This is a genomic window from Streptomyces sp. NPDC032822, assembly GCF_055578825.1.
Window position 1 is genome coordinate 94,764 of record NZ_JBVIOL010000007.1, and the last position, 19,812, is coordinate 114,575.

The window sequence follows — 19,812 nt, forward strand, 5'->3', positions numbered from 1 at the left end:
GCTTTAGTCAGATTCTTACCTTGAGCGCGAACGGGAACCGAGCGCGGTCGCCCCGTTGACCCCGGCCACCCCGGCGCCGACCGGGGTACGCGGCTCCGCTTCGAGCGGGGCGCTCTCCTCCAGGGCGGCAGCCGGTTCCTCCGCCGCCCGGCGTCGCCGGTAGCGCGGCGGTACGAAGTGCTCGGCCCAGCGGGGGGCACGCGGGGTGAAGCGGGGCAGCAGCAGCATGATGAGCCCGATCGCGCTGAGGAACACGACACCGAGCACGATCCACATGGACGCCGAGTTCACCGAGTAGGCGAGCGTGCCGAAGGCGATCAGCGCGGACCAGAAGTACATGATCAGCACCGCGCGGCTGTGCGAGTGGCCGACCTCCAGCAGACGGTGGTGCAGATGCCCCCGGTCCGCGGCGAACGGCGACTGACCGCGCCAGGTGCGGCGCACGATGGCCAGCACCAGGTCGGCGGCCGGGATCGCGATGATCGTGAGCGGCAGCAGCAGCGGGATGTAGACGGGCACCGTCTGGTGCACCGCGGCCTGCTCGGACTTGGCGAACACCTTCAACGCGTCCGGGTCGACCTGGCCGGTGATGGAGATCGCGCCGGCCGCCAGCACCAGCCCGATCAGCATCGAGCCGGAGTCGCCCATGAAGATCCGCGCGGGGTGCATGTTGTGCGGCAGGAAGCCGAGGCACATGCCCATCAGGATCGCCGAGAACAGTGTGGCGGGGGCGGCGGCCTCGATGCCGTACGAGACCCAGACGCGGTAGGCGTACAGGAAGAACGCCGCCGAGGCGATGCACACCATGCCGGCCGCGAGGCCGTCGAGGCCGTCGACGAAGTTCACCGCGTTGATGGTGATGACGACGAGCGCGACCGTCAGCAGGGTGCCCTGCCACTGGGTCAGCGCGACCGAACCGACGCCCGGGATCGGCAGCCACAGGATCGTCAGACCCTGCATGACCATGACGCCGGCGGCGATCATCTGGCCGCCCAGCTTGATCAGGGCGTCGATCTCGAACTTGTCGTCCAGGACGCCGATCAGCCAGATCAGGGCCGCCCCGGAGAGCAGGGCGCGCGGCTCGTTGGACTTGGAGAAGACCTCGTTCAGGTTGGTCAGGTGGTCGGCGACCAGCAGACCCGCGCACAGTCCGAAGAACATGGCGATCCCGCCGAGCCGCGGAGTCGGTTCCCGGTGCACGTCACGGGCCCGGATCTCCGGCATCGCTCCGGCCACGATCGCGAACTTCCGCACCGGCCCTGTCAGCAGATACGTCACCGCGGCCGTGATGCAGAGCGTCAGCAGGTATTCACGCACAGGCTTCCCCACAGGTCTCGCTGGCCATCTCAGCCCCACACCCTAGCGACGGATGCATATGGTTGGGGACTTCCGGGTAGCGACGATGGTTGCACGAGTGGCTGTGCACCCTGATCCGCCTACCCCCGATCAGGCCGGATACGGGGGAAATCCACCGACCAGCTCCCGCACATCTTCACGGGCCCGCTGACTCTCCACCTCGCCTCTGAGCACCCCCGCGAAGAGTACGGCGATCCGCGCCATCTCCGCCTCCCCCATGCCCTGCGTGGTCACCGCCGCGGTACCCAGCCTCAGGCCACGGGCGTCCGCGCCCGTGACCCGAGCGGCTCCGCCGCGGGGCAGCGCACAGCAGTCGAGGACCATCCCGGCCGCCGCCAGCCGGCCCCGCGCGGTCCGTCCGTCCACCCCGAGCGGCGCCGGATCCGCCGTCACCAGATGGGTGTCGGTGCCGCCGGTGGTGACGACGAGCCCCTCGGCGGCCAGCCCGGCCGCCAGCACCCGCGCGTTGGCGACCACCTGATGGGCGTACGCCGTGAAGGCCGGTGTCGCCGCCTCGCCGAACGCGACGGCCTTGGCCGCGATGGTGTGCATCTGCGCGCCGCCCTGCGTGAAGGGGAACACCGCCCGGTCGACCCGCTCCGCCAGCTCCGCGCCGCACAGGATCATGCCGCCGCGCGGACCGCGCAGCACCTTGTGGGTGGTCGCGCACACCACGTCGGCGTACGGCACCGGACTGGGTGCCGCTCCCCCGGCGACCAGGCCGATGGGGTGGGCGGCGTCCGCGATGAGATAGGCGCCCACCTCGTCGGCGACGTCCCGGAAGAAGGCGTAGTCGATGTGCCGGGGGTAGGCGATGGAGCCGCACACGATCGCCTTGGGGCGGTGGGCGCGGGCCAGGGCGCGCACCTGCTCGTGGTCGACGAGGCCGGTCTCCGCGTCCACCCCGTACCCGACGAAGTCGAACCAGCGGCCGGAGAAGTTGGCGGGCGAACCGTGCGTGAGGTGGCCGCCGTAGGTCAGGCCGAGGGCGAGGACGGTGTCGCCGGGGCGCAGCAGGGCGGCGTACGCGGCCAGCACCGCGGACGAGCCCGAATGGGCCTGCACATTGGCGTGCTCGGCCCCGAACAGCGCCTTCGCCCGCTCCACGGCGATGCGCTCGGCGACGTCGACGATCTCGCAGCCGCCGTGGTGCCGGGCCCCCGGATAGCCCTCCGCGTACTTGTTGGCCAGCGGCGAGCCGAGGGCGGCCAGCACGGCCGGCGAGGTGAAGTTCTCGGCGGCGACCAGCTGCAAAGTCGTCGACTGCCGGTCGGCCTCCCCGAGCAGGATCTCCGCCAGCTCGGGGTCCTGCCGCCGCAGGACGTCGGCAACTGTCTCGGGGGCATGGGTGACCGACATGGTGGACTCCGGGCGTCGACGGTGACGTACGTCCAATGTAGGCCCGGTACGGGTGGGGTGCTCGGTCCTCACGCTTTCGCGGGGACACCGGTGAGCGCCGTGACCACCGGATCGAGCGCCTCGTGTATCTCGTCCCCGATCGACCGGAAGAACGGCAGCGGGGCGCCGTACGGGTCGAAGACCTCGTCGGCCTCGGCGGTGGGGGCCAGCAGCCAGCCGCGCAGCGCCGCCGCGGCGCGGACCAGGGCACGGGCGCGGGCCACCATGCCGTCCTCCAGGGGCGGCAGGGTCGCGGGGTCTATGGCCTTCACCAGGCGGGTGAACTCCTTCAGCGTGAAGGTGCGCAGGCCCGCGGAGTGGCCCATGGAGATGACCTGGGCGCGGTGGTCGCGGGTCGCCGTCAGGACCAGGTCGGCCCTGATGACGTGTTCGTCGAGCAGTTCGCGGCCGGTGAAGCCGGAGGCGTCCGCGCCGAAGTCGGCCAGCACGGTCTCCGCGTTGGCCTCCATAGGTGCGCCCTCGTGGCCCCAGGTTCCCGCGCTCTCCACGATCAGCCCGCCCCACAGGGGGTCGCCGAGCCGGTCCGCCAGGGCATGACGGGTCAGCCGCTCGGTGATCGGCGAGCGGCACACGTTGCCGGTGCTGACGTGGAGGATGCGGAAGGTGTCCATGGGGAGGCCCCGATCGAACAGGTTCCCCGTCTCTTCCCCGTTGCCTATGCCACGCCCCGCGTCAGGGGCCGTCAATTCGCCACCTCGAGGTCGGGGACGACCTTGCGCAGCTCGTCCGCCGAGATGGCGCCCGCGCGCAGGAGGAGGGGGACCTCCCGGGTGACGTCGACGATGGAGGAGGGGACGTTGCCCGGCGTCGGGCCGCCGTCCAGGTACACGGAGACCGAGTCGCCGAGCATCTCCTGCGCGGCGTCGCAGTCCTCCGGCGCCGGATGTCCCGTCAGGTTCGCCGAGGAGACGGCCATCGGGCCGATCTCGGTCAGCAGCTCGATGGCGACGGGGTGCAGCGGCATGCGCACGGCGACGGTGCCCCGGGTGTCCCCCAGGTCCCACTGGAGGGACGGCTGGTGCTTGGCGACGAGCGTGAGCGCGCCCGGCCAGAAGGCGTCGACCAGCTCCCAGGCCAGCTCGGAGAAGTCCGTGACGAGGCCGTGCAGGGTGTTCGGGGAGCCGATGAGGACAGGGGTGGGCATGGCGCGGCCCCGGCCCTTGGCCTCCAGCAGATCGTGCACCGCTTCCGAGGAGAACGCGTCGGCTCCGATGCCGTACACCGTGTCGGTCGGCAGGACCACGAGCTCGCCACGGCGGACGGCTGACGCGGCCTCGCGCAGACCGGTCGTACGGTCGGTCGCGTCATTGGTGTCGTATCGCCGTGCCATGTCTAGCGGGCCTCCTCGTACACGAAGTACACGTACTTCCGGGAAACGGTCTGGGGGGTGCTCACGGCATCGCCCTGCGGGCGGTCGCGAAGCGCGGGCGGTTGTTGAGGTCGGGGTGGTCGGCCGCGTCGGCCCAGCCCCGCTCCTCGGTGAAGATCCACGGCACCTGGCCGCCCTGGGTGTCGGCGTGCTCGATCACGACGACGCCGCCGGGGCGCAGCAGCCGGTGCGCGGTGCGTTCGATGCCGCGGATCAGTTCGAGGCCGTCCTCCCCCGAGAACAGGGCGAGTTCGGGGTCGTAGTCCCGCGCCTCGGGAGCGACGTACTCCCATTCGGTGAGCGGGATGTAGGGCGGGTTGGAGATGACCAGGTCGACCTGGCCGTCGAGGTCGGGGAAGGCGTCCAGGGCGTTGCCCTGGCGCAGGTCGACCCTGGAGCCCGCCATGTTCTTGCGGGTCCACCGCAGGGCGTCCTCGGACAGCTCCACGGCGTGCACCCGGGAGCGCGGGACCTCCTGGGCGAGGGCGAGCGCGATGGCGCCGGAGCCCGTGCACAGGTCGACGATCAGCGGCTCGACGACGTCCATCGCGCGGACGGCGTCTATGGCCCAGCCGACCACCGACTCCGTCTCGGGACGCGGGACGAACACCCCGGGCCCGACCTGGAGTTCCAGGTACCGGAAGAAGGCCCGCCCGGTGATGTGCTGCAGCGGCTCGCGCTGTTCACGCCGGGCGATGACCTCCCAGTAGCGGGCGTCGAAGTCGGAGTCCTTCACGGAGTGCAGCTCGCCCCGCTTCACGCCGTGCACGAACGCGGCGAGCTCCTCCGCGTCGTTGCGCGGCGAGGGCACGCCGGCGTCGGCCAGCCGCTGGGTGGCCTGGGCCACCTCTGCGAGCAGCAGGTTCACGCAAGTCCTCCGTGTCGTACTCGTGCGTGGGTACGTCCTTACCCGCTTACGCGGCCGCCAGCTTCGCCGCCGAGTCCGCGTCGACGCAGGCCTGGATCACCGCGTCAAGGTCGCCGTCCAGGACCTGGTCCAGGTTGTACGACTTGAAGCCGACCCGGTGGTCCGAGATGCGGTTCTCCGGGAAGTTGTAGGTGCGGATCTTCTCGGAGCGGTCGACGGTGCGGACCTGGCTGCGGCGGGCGTCGGCGGCCTCCCGCTCCGCCTCCTCCTGCGCCGCGGCAAGCAGCCTGGAGCGCAGGATACGCATCGCCTGCTCCTTGTTCTGCAGCTGGCTCTTCTCGTTCTGGCAGGAGGCGACGACTCCGGTCGGCACGTGCGTGATGCGCACGGCGGAGTCGGTGGTGTTGACGGACTGGCCGCCGGGGCCCGAGGACCGGTAGACGTCGATGCGGAGGTCGTTGGGGTTGATCTCCACCTCCACCTCCTCCGCCTCGGGCGTCACCAGGACACCGGCCGCGGAGGTGTGGATACGGCCCTGCGACTCGGTCGCCGGCACCCGCTGCACGCGGTGCACCCCGCCCTCGTACTTCATTCGCGCCCACACGCCCTGGCCGGGCTCGGTGGCGCCCTGGCCGCCCTTGGTCTTCACCGCGACCTGGACGTCCTTGTAGCCGCCCAGCTCGGACTCGGTGGCGTCGATGATCTCGGTCTTCCAGCCGACCCGCTCGGCGTACCGCAGATACATGCGCAGCAGATCGCCGGCGAACAGGGCGGACTCGTCGCCGCCCGCGCCCGCCTTGATCTCCAGGATGACGTCCTTGTCGTCGCTGGGGTCGCGCGGAACGAGGAGAAGGCGCAGCTTCTCCGTCAGCTCCTCGCGCTGCTTCTCCAGCTCCTTGGCCTCGGCGGCGAAGTCCGGGTCGGCGGCGGCGAACTCGCGCGCGGTCTCGATGTCGTCGCCGGTCTGCTTCCAGGAGCGGAACGTGGCGACGATCGGGGTGAGCTCGGCGTACCGCTTGTTCAGCTTGCGCGCGTTGGCCTGGTCGGAGTGGACCGACGGGTCGGCCAGCTTCTTCTCCAGGTCGGCGTGCTCACCGACGAGGTCCTCGACGGCCTCGAACATCTTTCGGCTCCTGTACTGCCTGTACTGCTGGAATGAGGGGAAGGCGAGCGACCAAAAACGCCGGTCCCGGTGCGCCCGGAGAAGGGGCGCGACCGTGGACCGGCGAGAGAGCCCGTCCGGCGGACAGGCTCCAGGGGGCTCGCTACTTCTTGGAGGCGGCAGCCTTGCCGAAGCGGGCCTCGAAGCGGGCCACGCGGCCACCGGTGTCGAGGATCTTCTGCTTGCCCGTGTAGAACGGGTGGCACTCGGAGCAGACCTCGGCACGGATGGTGCCGGAGTCGATGGTGCTCCGGGTGGTGAACGACGCGCCACAGGTGCAGCTGACCTGCGTCTCGACGTACTCGGGGTGGATGTCGCGCTTCAAGGTGTCTCCTAGTTTCGGGAGGGCGCCGGGTCGCAGCCGCGGATTGCGGAGGCGTGAACCGGAGCCGACGTACCAGTCTGCCAGCACTGGTGCCATCCCCCAAAACCGGGGGCCGGGGATATCTATTCCCCGGGGCCGTCCCGGCCCCTCGGTGACGCCGCTAACCGGCGCTGACGACGCCCTCGGCCTCGCCGGTGGCGTTGCCCTCCGTGGCCGACTTCGGGATCGTCCGGTCGTTCTCCAGGGCGGTCCACACCTTCTTGGCCTTGGCCTCCTGGACGATCACGCGGTTCGGGTTCGCGGGGTCGTACTGGACCGGCATCGTGACCATGTGCATCTTGGAGGAGCTGATGCCCTTGAGGCCGCTCGCGAAGGACGAGAGCTTGTTGACCGAGCCGAGGTCGGAGTCGGTGGTCACGGTCTTGGTGGCGGTGTTGGCCAGGTCGTAGAGCTTGGTCGGGTCGCCGAACAGGTTGATGCTCTTGACCTGGTTGAGCAGCGCCTTGATGAAGGCCTGCTGGAGCTGGATGCGGCCGAGGTCGGAGCCGTCGCCGACGCCGTGCCGGGTGCGGACCAGGCCGAGCGCCTGCTCACCGTCGAGCTGGTGGGTGCCGGCCTTCAGGTTCAGGTGGCTCTCGGGGTCCTTGATGTCCTTGGTCGTGGTGACCTTGACGCCGCCGAGCTCGTCGATGATCTTCTCGAAGCCGCTGAAGTCGACTTCCAGGTAGTGGTCCATGCGGATGCCGCTGAGGGACTCGACGGTCTTCACCGCGCAGGCGGCGCCCCCGGTCGAGTAGGCGGAGTTGAACATCACGCCGGACGCGGCGTCGTGCGTCTCACCCTTGGGGTCGGTGCACTCGGGGCGGTCGATGATGGTGTCGCGCGGTATGGAGACCACGCTGGCCTTCTTGTGGCCCTTGTAGACGTGCACGACCATCGCGGTGTCGGAGCGGGCACTGCCGTCGTCGGCGCCGCCGCCGAGCTTCTTGTTGCTGCCGGCGCGGGTGTCCGAGCCGAGGACGAGGATGTTCTCGGAGCCGTTGTCGACCTTCGTGGGCCGGGCGCTGCCGAGGACCTGGTCGATGTCGACGCTCTTGATGTTGCCGTTGAGCTTGAAGTACAGGTAGCCGGCTCCGGTGCCGCCGAGGACGACGATGCCCGCCGCGGTCCAGGCCATGATGAGGATGCCCTTGCGGCGCTTGCCTCGGGGCTTGCGGCGGCTGCCCTTGGTCCGGTGGCGGCCCGTGGTGCCGGACTCGTCCGGTATGCCGGACTCCGGCGTGCTCTCGGCGGACATGTGCTCCTCGAATCTCGTCCGGTCTCGGTTACCCCCTGCTTTCAGGGTCAGGCGCGGTCGTGGCGAACCCATACCGCACCATCGTCGCTCCGCCTGGTCAGACGGCGAAACCTGGGAAAGGGTTGCACAACGCGCTGTGGCCACCCTGTGCGGCGGTGGCCACAGCGCGTGACGGACTATTCGGGGCGAACGCCGCTCACCAGCGGTTTCAGCCGAAGATGTCGTACTGCTCGAAATCGGTGCCGACGGAGATCCTTGTGGCGAAGATCTCGCTCGTCGCCTTGCCGGTGCCCTTGTACGGATAGAGCTTCCCGCCGGGCGTACGGGCCAGGAAGTCGGCCTTGCCGTCGCCGGAGACGTCACCGACCGCGTCGAAGGCGTTGTACGTCGAGCTGCTCCAGGTGCGCACCTTGACGCGGGCGGAGAAGGCTCCGGTGCCGGACTTGCCGGTGCCCTTGTAGAGGTACACGGAGCCGTCCTTGGCGCGGGCGATCAGGTCGGCCCTGCCGTCGCCGGTGAAGTCGCCGTGGCCGCGCAGGGAGTTGTACCGGTTCCAGCCCGTGCCGACCTTCGTACGGGCGCCGAAGGTGCCGTTGCCCTTGCCGGGGTAGATCCACAGGGTGCCCGCGGAGTCGACCGACAGCAGGTCGGGCAGGTAGTCGCCGGTGACGTCACCGGGGGCGACGATGCGGGTGCGGGACTTCCAGTCGCCGTAGATCCGCTGGGGGTCGGCCCAGCTCTCGGTGGCCGGGACGTACCGCCACCAGTAGACGTCGCCGGTGGACGCGACCCGGTACACGAAGTCCTGGTAGCCGTCGCGGTCGAGGTCGCTCTGCAGGACGACGTCGACGCCGCTCCAGTCGCCCCAGGACTGCCGGGCGCCGAAGGAGGTGCCCTTGGAGTCCTTCTCGTAGCCGGTCTTCGTGGAGGACTTGCGCACCCACAGGTCGGCCTTGTGGTCGAAGCTCAGGTTGGTGTCGTCGACGCGCGGATAGGCGGCGCCGGCGTACGTGCTGACCTTGGTGAAGACGCTGTACGCGCCCTTCTTCACGCAGTTCGCCACGCCCCAGGAGACGACGCCCACGATCCGGTTGTTCACGACGAGCGGGCCGCCGGAGTCGCCGTTGCAGGCGGACGTCGTCCCGGTGTCGCTGCCGGTGGCGGGCTGGCCCGCGCAGACCATGTGGCCCTTGACGAACTCGGAGCCGTAGTAGCCGGCGCAGGTGGCGTCGGACCGGATCGGCAGTGTCGCCGTCTTCAGCGTCTCGGAGATGTCCTCTGTGGTGGAGCTGGTACGGCCCCAGCCGTAGACCTTCGCGCTCTTGCCGGCGGCGTACGAGGCGGTGTCGCCGGACGTCGTCATACGGATCGGCGTGGCCTTGACGGGGCTCGCCAGGGTGAGGAGGGCGAGGTCGTTGTCGATGGTCCGCGCGTTGTACGACGGGTGGTACCACTGCCGCAGGACCCCGCTGACGGTACCGCCGTGCGGGTCGCCCTCGGAGGGCAGCTGCGAGGTGCCGGTCACCACGGCGCCGCCCGCGTTCCAGTCGTAGCCCTTCACGCAGTGCGCGGCGGTGAGGATCTTCGTCGGCGCGACGACGGCGCCGCCGCAGAAGAAGCCGGTGTCGTCGCTCTCGTCCGCGGTGCCCTGGTCGTCGGTGTACCAGAGCTGGGCCATCCACGGGGCCTTGGTGAGGGTGGTCGTCGTGCCGCCGATGACCTTCGGGTCGACGGTGGACGTGCTCGTGCCGGCGGTGTTCGCACCGAACGAGGTGGTGCTCGTCGTGGCGCCCGGGGTGTCGTCACCGGCCATGGCGGCGGCGATGCGCTGGCGCAGTTCGGCGAGCGAGGGCTGCGCCACGGCGGCCCTGACCGGCGGTGTCGGTGTGACGGCGGTGGCGGCGCCCGCGGACGACGTCAGCAGCGCGGCGGCCACGGCGGCGGCCACACCGGCCGCGCCGACGGGCAGGGCGATCCGTATCCGACGTCTGTGCCGACGGCTGCCCCCGGACATGGGTGTACCCACGCAAGTCCCCCCTCGGGATCATGAGTTCGCGGTCGAATAGGTGACCGAACGCGTGATCCTGACCCGGCCGAGGAACGCGGAAAGGGCCGCCCCGCGTACGGGGCGGCCCTTCGCACCCCGAGGGGCGCGGGAACTGCGCGATCAGCCGCGGAAGACCCGTGGCCGACAGACAACCGGCCGTTTCTTCGGCTCTCCCGGCGGAGTGCCTAGTCGCCGTTGCCGGGCGACGGCGTCGTCTTCTGGATCTGCAGCAGGAACTCGCCGTTCGACTTCGTCTGCTTCATTTTGTCGAGAAGCAGCTCGATCGCCTGCTGCTGGTCGAGCGCGTGCAGCACCCGGCGCAGCTTCCAGGTGACGGCGAGCTCGTCGCTGCCGAGCAGGATCTCTTCCTTGCGGGTACCGGACGCGTCGACGTCCACCGCCGGGAAGATGCGCTTGTCGGCGAGCTTGCGGTCGAGCTTGAGCTCGGCGTTGCCGGTGCCCTTGAACTCCTCGAAGATGACCTCGTCCATGCGGGACCCGGTGTCCACCAGCGCGGTGGCGAGGATGGTCAGCGAGCCGCCGTCCTCGATGTTGCGGGCCGCACCGAAGAAGCGCTTCGGCGGGTACAGGGCGGTCGAGTCGACACCACCGGACAGGATGCGGCCGGAGGCCGGGGCCGCGAGGTTGTACGCACGGCCCAGACGCGTGATCGAGTCGAGCAGGACGACGACGTCGTGGCCCAGCTCCACCAGACGCTTGGCGCGCTCGATGGCGAGCTCGGCGACCGTGGTGTGGTCCTCGGCCGGGCGGTCGAAGGTCGAGGAGATGACCTCGCCCTTCACCGACCGCTGCATGTCGGTGACCTCTTCCGGACGCTCGTCGACCAGGACGACCATCAGGTGGCACTCGGGGTTGTTGTGCGTGATCGCGTTGGCGATGGCCTGCATGATCATGGTCTTGCCGGTCTTCGGCGGGGCCACGATCAGACCGCGCTGGCCCTTACCGATCGGCGCGACGAGGTCGATGATGCGGGTGGTGAGGATGCCCGGGTCGGTCTCCAGACGGAGCCGGTCCTGCGGGTAAAGGGGCGTCAGCTTGTTGAACTCCGGCCGCCCGCGCCCGGATTCGGCTGCCATGCCGTTCGCCGAGTCGAGGCGGACCAGCGCGTTGAACTTCTCGCGACGCTCGCCGTCCTTGGGCTGACGCACGGCACCGGTGACGTGGTCACCCTTGCGCAGGCCGTTCTTGCGGACCTGGGCGAGGGAGACGTACACGTCGTTGGGACCCGGCAGGTAGCCCGAGGTGCGGATGAACGCGTAGTTGTCGAGGATGTCGAGGATGCCCGCGACGGGGATCAGGACGTCGTCGTCGGCGAGTTGCGGCTCGGGGCCGCCCATCTCGTCACGTCCACGACGGCCACGACGGTCGCGGTAGCGGCCACGACGGCCACGACGGCCGCCCTCGAAGTCGTCGTCGTCCTGCGGGCCGTTGTCGCGCTGGCGGTCCTGACGGTCCTGGCGGTCCTGACGACCACCGCCGCCCTGCTGCTGACGGTCCTGGCGGTCCTGACGCTGCTGCTGGCCGCCGCCCTGAGCGCTCTGGCCGCCCTGACCACCCTGCTGCTCGTCACCCTTGCGACGGTCGCCGCGGTCACGGTCACGACCACGCTCACGACGGTCGCGACGACGGTTCTCGCCGCCGTCGGTGTCGCCCTTGGCCTCGCCCTGCGCCTGCGGGGCGGGCGTCTCGGCCTTCGGCTCGTTCTTCGCCTCGGCGGTGACCGTCTCGGGGCTGCCGGCCTCGGCGGTGGCGCGGCGGCGACGGCGCTCGGTGGGGGCGTCGTCCCCCCCACGCTCGGCCGCGCTCGCACGGGAGGGGCCGCCGGCGGGCTGGCCGGGAATGTCGATCTGCTGCTGGGCCACGGCCGCCTCGGCGGGGGCCTCGGTCTTCGCGGCCGCCTTCTTCGCGGCGGCGGGAGCGGCCTCGTCGCCCGTACGGGCCTTGGAGGTGGCGCGGCGCTTGGGCTTGGTCTCGGTGGCGGCTTCGGCCTTGGCCGGAGCGGCGCCCCCACCCGCCTGCGCCTCCTTGATGACCTCGATCAGCTGGCTCTTGCGCATGCGCGCGGTGCCCCTGATGCCGAGGCCGGATGCGACCTGCTGCAGCTCGGCCAGCACCATGCCGTCGAGGCCGGTACCGCGGCGCCGCCGGGAGCCGGCACCGCTGGCAGGCGCGGAGGCGTCCGTGGCGGGCGCGGCAGCGGTCTCCTCGACACGTGCGCCCATCAGATCGGTGGTGTCGCTCACGAAGGGTCCTTCCCTGGAGCGGACGTCGGCCTGTCTGGCTCGGCGACCGGTTGTGCTGTCCGACAGTGGTCCTTGCTGTGTGGACCGTGCCGGGGCGGTGGTCCGCCTGAACGGCGGAGGAATGTGGTGACTGCGGCGCTTCCCAAAGCCGTGGCACTGAGTGTCTGTGTCACGTGGCTCGGTCGCACCGGTTCCGGAGCGTGCCCGGCAGGTCGCTCAGCGCCCGCATACGGCGTACTGCCCGCGTACGTCGTACGGAACACAATGCGGCTTGGGAGGCTCCCGGAAGGATGTCTGTCCCGGACGGGGACGCGATGCACCTCGCCATGGTGGGGTCGGGTGCAGACTTGAGGTTAACACTACCGGATCCAACAAACATTCCCCCTCTCGAAATCCGGCGAGCGGCGGCGCCGCCACCGGATTTCAGATGTCACTGCCGGCTGTCACTGCCGGTTGTCACTGTCAGATATCACCGGAGGGCGCGAGCGGCAGCACGCTCGCCCCCTTGGCATCGAGGTCGAGCCGGTTGGCGGCCCAGCCCTCGCCCGCCAGATGGGCGACCTTGTCGGCGCTCTCGCCGTCCACCAGCGCGAGCACCGTGGGGCCCGCGCCGGAGATGACCGCCGGGACGCCGTCGGCCCGCAGCCGCTCCACCAGCGCCGCGCTCTCCGGCATCGCCGGTGCGCGGTACTCCTGGTGGAGACGGTCCTCGGTGGCCGGCAGCAGCAGTTCGGGACGCCTGGTCAGGGCCTCGACGAGCAGTGCGGCACGGCCCGCGTTGGTGGCCGCGTCGACGTGCGGCACGGAGCGCGGGAGCAGTCCGCGCGCGGTCTCCGTCAGGACCGGCCTGCCGGGCACGAAGACCACCGGAACGATGGAATCGGCGGGTTCCATCCTGATCGCCCGGGCGGCACCGGACTCCATCCAGGAGAGCGTGAACCCGCCGAGCAGACAGGCCGCCACGTTGTCGGGGTGGCCCTCGATCTCGGTCGCCAGCTCCAGCAGGGCCGTGTCGTCCAGCTTGGACTCGCCGCCTATGGTCACCGCGCGCGCGGCGACGATGCCGGCGCAGATGGCGGCCGAGGAGGAGCCGAGGCCCCTGCCGTGCGGGATGCGGTTCGCGCAGACGATCTCCAGGCCGCGCGGCTGTCCGCCGAGCAGGTCGAAGGCGGTGCGCAGGGACCGTACGAGCAGGTGGTTCTCGTCGCGCGGGAGGGTCTCGCTGCCCTCACCGGCGATGTCGACGTGCAGCCCGGCGTCGGCCACCCGGACGACCACGTCGTCGTACAGCCCCAACGACAGGCCGAGGGCGTCGAAGCCCGGACCGAGGTTGGCGCTGGTGGCGGGGACGCGCACCCGGACGGCGGCGGCGCGGAAGGCTGGACCGGCCATCGCTCGATGACTCTCCTTGAGCTGCGGAACTGTCGAAGACATTCGATACGTACGTGAGGTTCCCCGAGGCACGAACACCGGGGGGAACCGCTTCCGGGCCGCGGAGACGGCGCGGCACCCGGCCGTATGCGCGGGCATATGCGGCGGGCGGGTTCGGTACAGCCTATCGAAGGAAGGTTCTGTGGCGACATAGGGCGCACAGGAGGCGCACGATGCGTGTCGTAAGCCCCCTGTGCACCCCCTCCGGGAACCGGCGGTTCCCGGAGGTCGTCGTGCAGGTCGGACCGGGTGTACGGGTCAGACGAGGCCCAGGCGTTCGGCCGCCGTCGCCGCGTCGACCGGGACGGTGACGGGCTGCGGTGCGCCCGCCACGGCCCAGTCGGGGTCCTTGAGGCCGTTCCCGGTGACCGTGCACACGATCTTCTGGCCGGGATCGACCTTGCCCTGCTCGGCCGCCTTCAGCAGACCGGCCACCGAGGCGGCGGAGGCGGGCTCGACGAAAACACCCTCCTGAGCGGCCAACAGCCGGTAGGCGCGCAGGATCTCACGGTCCGTCACCTCGTCGATGAAGCCACCGGACTCGTCCCGCGCCGCCACCGCGTACTGCCAGGACGCGGGGTTGCCGATCCGGATGGCGGTCGCGATGGTCGAGGGGTCCTTGACGACCTCGCCGCGCACGATCGGGGCACTGCCGGAGGCCTGGAAGCCCCACATACGGGGGGCGTGGGTGGCGACGCCGTCGGCGGCGTACTCCTTGTACCCCTTCCAGTACGCGGTGATGTTGCCCGCGTTGCCCACCGGCAGGACGTGGATGTCGGGCGCGTCGCCGAGCATGTCGACGATCTCGAAGGACGCCGTCTTCTGGCCCTCGATGCGCACCGGGTTGACCGAATTCACCAGCGCCACGGGGTAGTTGTCGCTCAGACCGCGGGCGAGGGTGAGGCAGTCGTCGAAGTTTCCGTCGACCTGGAGGATCTTGGCGCCGTGCACCAGCGCCTGGCCCATCTTGCCGAGCGCGATCTTGCCCCGCGGGACGAGGACGGCGCACACCATGCCGGCGCGCACCGCGTACGCGGCGGCGGAGGCGGAGGTGTTGCCGGTGGAGGCGCAGATGACCGCCTTCGCGCCCTCCTCCTTCGCCCGCGTGATGGCCATGGTCATACCGCGGTCCTTGAAGGACCCGGTGGGGTTGGCGCCCTCCACCTTGAGGTGGACCTCGCACCCGGTGCGCTCGGAGAGCACCTGCGCGGGTACGAGGGGCGTGCCGCCCTCGCGGAGCGTCACGACCGGCGTGGTGTCGGACACCGGCAGCCGCTCCCGGTACTCCTCGATGATTCCGCGCCACTGGTGGGTCATTGCTGGTTACTCTCCTTCAACCCGCATGATGCTGGCGACACCACGCACGGTGTCGAGATTCCGCAACGCCTCGACGGTGCCGGTGAGGGCGGCGTCGGACGCGCGGTGCGTGACGACGACGAGAGAGGCCTCGCCGTCCTTCCCCTGCTGGCGAACCGTATCGATGGATACGCCGTGCTCGGCGAACACGGTGGCCACCTGGGCGAGAACACCCGGTTTGTCCGCCACGTCGAGGCTGATGTGGTAGCGCGTGACGACCTCGCCCATGCCCCACACGGGCAGCGCGGCGTACGCGGACTCGCCCGGCCCGGTGCCGCCGTTGAGCCGGTTGCGGCAGACCGCCACCAGGTCGCCGAGGACGGCGGAGGCGGTGGGGGCGCCACCGGCGCCGGGGCCGTAGAACATCAGCTGTCCGGAGGCGTCGGACTCGACGAACACGGCGTTGTACGCGCCGCGTACGGAGGCGAGCGGGTGCGTCAGCGGGATCATCGCGGGGTGCACGCGCGCGGTGACCGAGCCGCCGTCCTCCGCCCGCTCGCAGATGGCGAGGAGCTTGATGGTGCAGCCCATCCGCCGTGCGGAGGCGAAGTCGGCGGCGGTGACCTCGGTCATGCCCTCGCGGTAGACGTCGTCGAGGCGCACGCGCGTGTGGAAGGCGATCCCGGCGAGGATGGCGGCCTTGGCGGCGGCGTCGAAGCCCTCGACGTCGGCGGTCGGGTCGGCCTCGGCGTACCCGAGGGCGGTGGCCTCGTCGAGGGCCTCCTGATATCCGGCGCCCGTCGAGTCCATCTTGTCGAGGATGAAGTTGGTGGTGCCGTTGACGATCCCGAGCACGCGGTTGACCTTGTCACCGGCGAGGGACTCGCGCAGCGGGCGGATCAGCGGGATGGCGCCGGCGACGGCGGCCTCGTAGTAGAGGTCCGCGTCGTGGTCGTGGGCGGCGGCGTGCAGGGCGGCGCCGTCCTGGGCGAGCAGCGCCTTGTTGGCGGAGACGACGGAGGCGCCGTGCTCGAAGGCGGTGGTGATCAGGGTGCGGGCGGGCTCGATGCCGCCGATGACCTCGATCACCACGTCGATGTCGCCGCGCTTGACGAGGGCGGTGGCGTCGGTCGTGACGAGGGCGGGGTCGATGCCCTCGCGCACCTTGGAGGGCCGCCGTACGGCCACGCCCGCCAGCTCCACCGGGGCCCCGATCCGGGCGGCGAGGTCGTCGGCGTGCGTCGTCATGATGCGCGCCACCTCTGAGCCGACCACTCCGCAGCCCAGCAGCGCCACCTTCAGCGGACGCGTACGCATCATCCGACCTCGTTTCCTCATACCGTCACGGTGGGACCAGTCTCACTCACCGGACGGGACTTTCTGTCCCATGTCCGGATCGTGAGACATCTATTTCATCAGCGCGGGGGCGGAACACAGGAGATCTTCCGCCCCCCGGCAGGCGGGGCGCACCCCCGGTGTCCGGGGGCACCGCCGGGCTATCCGACGTCGAGGCGCAGGAGGTCCTCCTCCGTCTCGCGGCGGACGATCACCCGAGACTCTCCGTCGCGCACCGCGACGACCGGCGGACGCAGTACGTGGTTGTAGTTGCTGGCCATGGACCGGCAGTACGCGCCCGTCGCCGGTACGGCGATCAGGTCACCCGGTGCCAGGTCGGCCGGCAGGAACGCGTCCTTCACGACGATGTCGCCGCTCTCGCAGTGCTTGCCGACGACGCGGGCGAGCATGGGCTCGGCCTCACTCGTCCGGGAGACCAGGGCGACGGTGTACTCGGCGTCGTACAGCGCGGTGCGGATGTTGTCGGACATGCCGCCGTCGACGGAGACGTAGGTGCGCAGTCCGTCGAGGGGCTTGATGGTGCCGACCTCGTAGAGCGTGAACGCGGTCGGGCCGACGATGGCGCGGCCGGGCTCGACGGAGATACGGGGCGTGCGCAGCTTGGCGGACTCGCACTCACGGGTGACGATCTCGGTGAGCGCCTTGGCGATCTCGTGCGGCTCGCTGGGGTCGTCCTCGCTGGTGTAGGCGATGCCGAGGCCGCCACCGAGGTCGATCTCGGGCAGTTCCACGCCGTGCTCGTCACGGACGTCCTTGAGCAGGCCGACCACCCGGTGGGCGGCGACCTCGAAGCCGGACATGTCGAAGATCTGCGACCCGATGTGGGAGTGGATCCCGATCAGTTCGAGTCCGTCGAGCCGGAGCGCACGCCGTACGGCCTCGGCGGCCTGCCCGCCGGCCAGCGGAATGCCGAACTTCTGGTCCTCGTGGGCGGTGGCGATGAACTCGTGCGTGTGGGCTTCCACCCCGACGGTGATACGGATCTGCACGCGCTGCCGCCTGCCCAGCGACTGAGCGATGTGGGCGACGCGGACGATCTCCTGGAAGGAGTCGAGGACGATCCGCCCGACCCCGGTCTCGATCGCCCTGGTGATCTCGGCGACGGACTTGTTGTTGCCGTGGAAGGCGATGCGGTCGGCGGGCATCCCGGCGGAGAGCGCGGTGGCGAGTTCGCCACCGGAGCAGACGTCGAGGTTCAGCCCCTCCTCGTGCAGCCACCGCACGACGGCACGGGACAGGAACGCCTTGCCGGCGTAGAAGACGTCGGCGTCGCCCCCGAAGGCGGTACGCCACGCCCGGGCCCGGGCCCGGAAGTCGGCCTCGTCGACGACGTAGGCGGGGGTGCCGTGCTCTTCGGCGAGGGCCTTCACGTCGATACCGCCGACGGTGACGACTCCGTCGGCGTCACGGCCGACCGTCTGGGCCCACACCTTGGGGTCAAGGGAGTTGAGGTCTGCGGGCGGCGCCGAGTAGTGGCCTTCGGCGAAGACATCGGCGTGGCGGGGCCCGGCGGGGTGTGCGGAACGACTCATGACGTGTTCGGGGCTTTCTCAGAGGTGATCGGGTGCGTCGATGCCGAGCAGGAACAGGCCACCGGCCAGCACCGCCCCGGCGGCTTCGGCGAGAGCCAGCCGGGCACGGTGGGCGGCCGAGGGTTTCTCCTCGCCGCGCGGAAGGACGGTGGGGAGGAAGGGGAGCACGGCATCGGCGACGGAGACGAGGTGCCGGGCGAGGAGATCGGGAGTGCGGTGCGCCGCGGCTCGGGCCAGGACGCGGGGGTGGTCGGCGAGGAGGATCAGAGCGTCGGCCACTCCGTCGGGCACCTCGCCGGGTTCGGCGTGGAAGCTGAGGTCGGCGGCGTTGCGGCCCAGGGCCCGGGTGCGGGCGTGGGCGTACCGGACCCGGAAGAGGGGGTTGCTCTCCCGCTGGGCGAGGTGCTCGTCGTCGATCCGGGGCCGGTCGTGGGCGGCGGGGTGCAGCAGGGCCCAGCGGGCGGCGTCACGGCCGAGGCGGGCGGGTCCGGGTCCGGCGGGGTCGGCCGGTACGGGACGTACGTCGACGTCGAGGGGGGCGGGGGCGCCGGGCCTGCCGTAGGCGTCGACCCGCACTCCGAGGACGTCCTCCCACGCCGGCTCGGGGCGGGCCTCGCAGCTGGTGCGCACGAGGGCTCCCTGGGAGCGGAGCAGCCGGGCGACGACGTCCATGACGACGACGGCACGGACCTCGTGGGGCGCGTGGAGCTGGACCACCTGCCCGGTCGGGCCGTCGGCGTACCCGTACCGCCGTCCGCGCCGCAGGATCTCCTCGACGAGGGCGCCGGACGACGTACCGCGCAGGCTGATGTTGAGGAATCCGGGGCCGGTGACGACGACGTCGGTGACGCCGTCCGCGTCCGCGAGGCGCGAGGCGAGGATCTCGGCGACACGCAGCGGGGGTTGTCCGGCCGGGCGGGCGAGCTGGAGGGCGATGTTGGTGGCGTAGTCACCACAGCCACCGGGACCGGGCGCGGTCACGACGGCCCGCCCCGGAACGGTCACGCTCAGCTCCCCCGCGTCGACAGCACGACGCACCGCGCGCAGCACGGTACGGGAGAGCTCGACGGGGGTCACAGGGACAAGCGTAGGCGAGGAGGGGGGTGGCTAGGCGAGTCGGTTTGGGCGGGGTCCGGGATGTGGACGGAGCCGGGGACGCGGACGCGGAACCGTGAAGGACAAAGCCCCGGAGCCACGGAGTCCGAGCCGGGCGTCACGCCACGGCGTCACGCCGCCTGTCGGGGTCGCTCAGCCGCCGGTTCGGCCGGCCCGCTCGGCCTCGCCGCCCCCGAGGACGCTCCCGAACACCATCCCGTCCGCTCCCCCGGGCTCCCCGCCCTGCTTGTTCTCGATCAACTGCCGTACGAGCCGCACGAGTTCGGCGGGCTCGAAGGGTTTGGCGAGGAAGGCGTCGACGCCCACATCGAGCCCGGCCTCGACCTCGTACTGCGTACACGCGCTGACGATCGCGAGGGGAAGATCACGGGTCCGGGCGTCGGCACGCAGCCTCGCGGCGGTCCGGAGCCCGTCCAGCCTCGGCATCACCACGTCCAGGGTGATCACATCCGGCCGTACCTGATGAACGACATCCAGACACTCGGCACCATCGGCCGCGGTCACGACCTCGAAACCCTCCAGTTCGAGATTGACCCTGATCAGCTGCCGGATGACCTTGTTGTCGTCCACAACAAGCACCCGGCCCGACGCGCCTGGCACAACTCCGAGAGTAGGTCGGGACCGGCCACCGCGTCCGGGTTTTCCCCACTTCCACCCCGTGCGGGGTACCCATCCCCTCACAGGGACACCCCGCCCCCTCCACGGGGACCCGGCCCGACCTCCCCTGACCCCGCAAAACCCGTTCATGAACACCCCGAGGGAACTGGTAGGGTTCTACCCGTCGCAGCGAACACCGCAGCCGACACGCCCCCGTAGCTCAGGGGATAGAGCAACGGCCTCCGGAGCCGTGTGCGCAGGTTCGAATCCTGCCGGGGGCACTTTGTTCGGGGCAGCGTGAGTATTCCGTTGGTCTGGGGAAGTGCCGGACATCGAGAGCCGGATCCAGTGCTGCTGGGTCCGGCTCTCCGTCGTTT

16 protein-coding genes and 1 tRNA gene are annotated in these 19,812 nt (G+C 70.7%); 1 reads left to right on the plus strand and 16 read right to left on the minus strand.

Translation table 11 applies throughout. The features are described from left to right. Window positions 1-15 precede the first annotated feature (15 nt). From ACZ5VD_RS20950 to ACZ5VD_RS21025, 16 genes are all read right to left on the minus strand, one after another. Window positions 16-1,317 carry an MraY family glycosyltransferase gene (locus ACZ5VD_RS20950; protein WP_468551057.1) on the minus strand — a complete coding sequence of 434 codons (1,302 nt, stop codon included), beginning with the start codon at window positions 1,315-1,317 and terminating at the stop codon, window positions 16-18. Between the two features lie 129 nt (window positions 1,318-1,446). Beyond that, window positions 1,447-2,715 (minus strand): serine hydroxymethyltransferase, encoded by a 1,269-nt coding sequence (locus ACZ5VD_RS20955; protein WP_468682921.1) that lies wholly within the window; start codon window positions 2,713-2,715, stop codon window positions 1,447-1,449. Between the two features lie 68 nt (window positions 2,716-2,783). Beyond that, entirely contained in the window at window positions 2,784-3,461 is a 678-nt protein-coding gene (locus tag ACZ5VD_RS20960) for an arsenate reductase/protein-tyrosine-phosphatase family protein (protein WP_468551055.1), read from the minus strand. Then, complete coding sequence (locus ACZ5VD_RS20965; RefSeq protein WP_468551054.1) at window positions 3,458-4,105, minus strand: L-threonylcarbamoyladenylate synthase; 648 nt, start codon at window positions 4,103-4,105, stop codon at window positions 3,458-3,460. Before ACZ5VD_RS20965 ends, ACZ5VD_RS20960 begins: the two co-directional genes overlap by 4 nt. 61 nt (window positions 4,106-4,166) lie before the next feature. Next, a complete protein-coding gene (gene prmC, locus ACZ5VD_RS20970) occupies window positions 4,167-5,012 on the minus strand; it encodes a peptide chain release factor N(5)-glutamine methyltransferase (protein ID WP_468551053.1) in 846 nt (281 codons plus the stop codon). A 46-nt stretch (window positions 5,013-5,058) separates the two neighbouring features. Further along, window positions 5,059-6,135 carry a peptide chain release factor 1 gene (prfA, locus tag ACZ5VD_RS20975; protein WP_468551052.1) on the minus strand — a complete coding sequence of 359 codons (1,077 nt, stop codon included), beginning with the start codon at window positions 6,133-6,135 and terminating at the stop codon, window positions 5,059-5,061. Window positions 6,136-6,277: 142 nt separating this feature from the next. Continuing rightward, a complete protein-coding gene (gene rpmE / locus ACZ5VD_RS20980; RefSeq protein ID WP_468551051.1) occupies window positions 6,278-6,499 on the minus strand; it encodes a 50S ribosomal protein L31 in 222 nt (73 codons plus the stop codon). Window positions 6,500-6,659: 160 nt separating this feature from the next. Next, window positions 6,660-7,796, minus strand: a complete 1,137-nt coding sequence (locus ACZ5VD_RS20985; RefSeq protein WP_468551050.1) for an LCP family protein — start codon at window positions 7,794-7,796, stop codon at window positions 6,660-6,662. 208 nt (window positions 7,797-8,004) lie between these two features. Beyond that, window positions 8,005-9,810: a trypsin-like serine protease gene (locus ACZ5VD_RS20990; protein ID WP_468683080.1), complete on the minus strand. Its 1,806-nt coding sequence runs from the start codon at window positions 9,808-9,810 to the stop codon at window positions 8,005-8,007. Between the two features lie 218 nt (window positions 9,811-10,028). Further along, entirely contained in the window at window positions 10,029-12,107 is a 2,079-nt protein-coding gene (gene rho / locus ACZ5VD_RS20995; protein ID WP_468551049.1) for a transcription termination factor Rho, read from the minus strand. Between the two features lie 462 nt (window positions 12,108-12,569). Further along, on the minus strand, window positions 12,570-13,499 hold the full coding sequence (gene thrB / locus ACZ5VD_RS21000) for a homoserine kinase (RefSeq protein ID WP_468551048.1): 930 nt from the start codon (window positions 13,497-13,499) through the stop codon (window positions 12,570-12,572). Window positions 13,500-13,796: 297 nt separating this feature from the next. Next, complete coding sequence (gene thrC / locus ACZ5VD_RS21005; protein ID WP_468682922.1) at window positions 13,797-14,855, minus strand: threonine synthase; 1,059 nt, start codon at window positions 14,853-14,855, stop codon at window positions 13,797-13,799. Between the two features lie 6 nt (window positions 14,856-14,861). Continuing rightward, window positions 14,862-16,154 carry a homoserine dehydrogenase gene (locus ACZ5VD_RS21010; protein ID WP_468551046.1) on the minus strand — a complete coding sequence of 431 codons (1,293 nt, stop codon included), beginning with the start codon at window positions 16,152-16,154 and terminating at the stop codon, window positions 14,862-14,864. Window positions 16,155-16,330: 176 nt separating this feature from the next. After that, window positions 16,331-17,722 (minus strand): diaminopimelate decarboxylase, encoded by a 1,392-nt coding sequence (lysA, locus tag ACZ5VD_RS21015; protein ID WP_468551045.1) that lies wholly within the window; start codon window positions 17,720-17,722, stop codon window positions 16,331-16,333. An 18-nt stretch (window positions 17,723-17,740) separates the two neighbouring features. Then, the gene (gene nrtL, locus ACZ5VD_RS21020; RefSeq protein WP_468682923.1) at window positions 17,741-18,799 is read right to left on the minus strand and encodes an ArgS-related anticodon-binding protein NrtL; all 1,059 of its coding nucleotides are present in this window, start codon (window positions 18,797-18,799) and stop codon (window positions 17,741-17,743) included. Window positions 18,800-18,970: 171 nt separating this feature from the next. Then, window positions 18,971-19,408: a response regulator gene (locus ACZ5VD_RS21025; protein WP_468682924.1), complete on the minus strand. Its 438-nt coding sequence runs from the start codon at window positions 19,406-19,408 to the stop codon at window positions 18,971-18,973. Window positions 19,409-19,644: 236 nt separating this feature from the next. Between ACZ5VD_RS21025 and ACZ5VD_RS21030 the strand changes: the two genes are divergently transcribed. Continuing rightward, window positions 19,645-19,716: transfer RNA gene (locus ACZ5VD_RS21030), tRNA-Arg, on the plus strand. The last annotated feature ends 96 nt before the right edge of the window (window positions 19,717-19,812 follow it).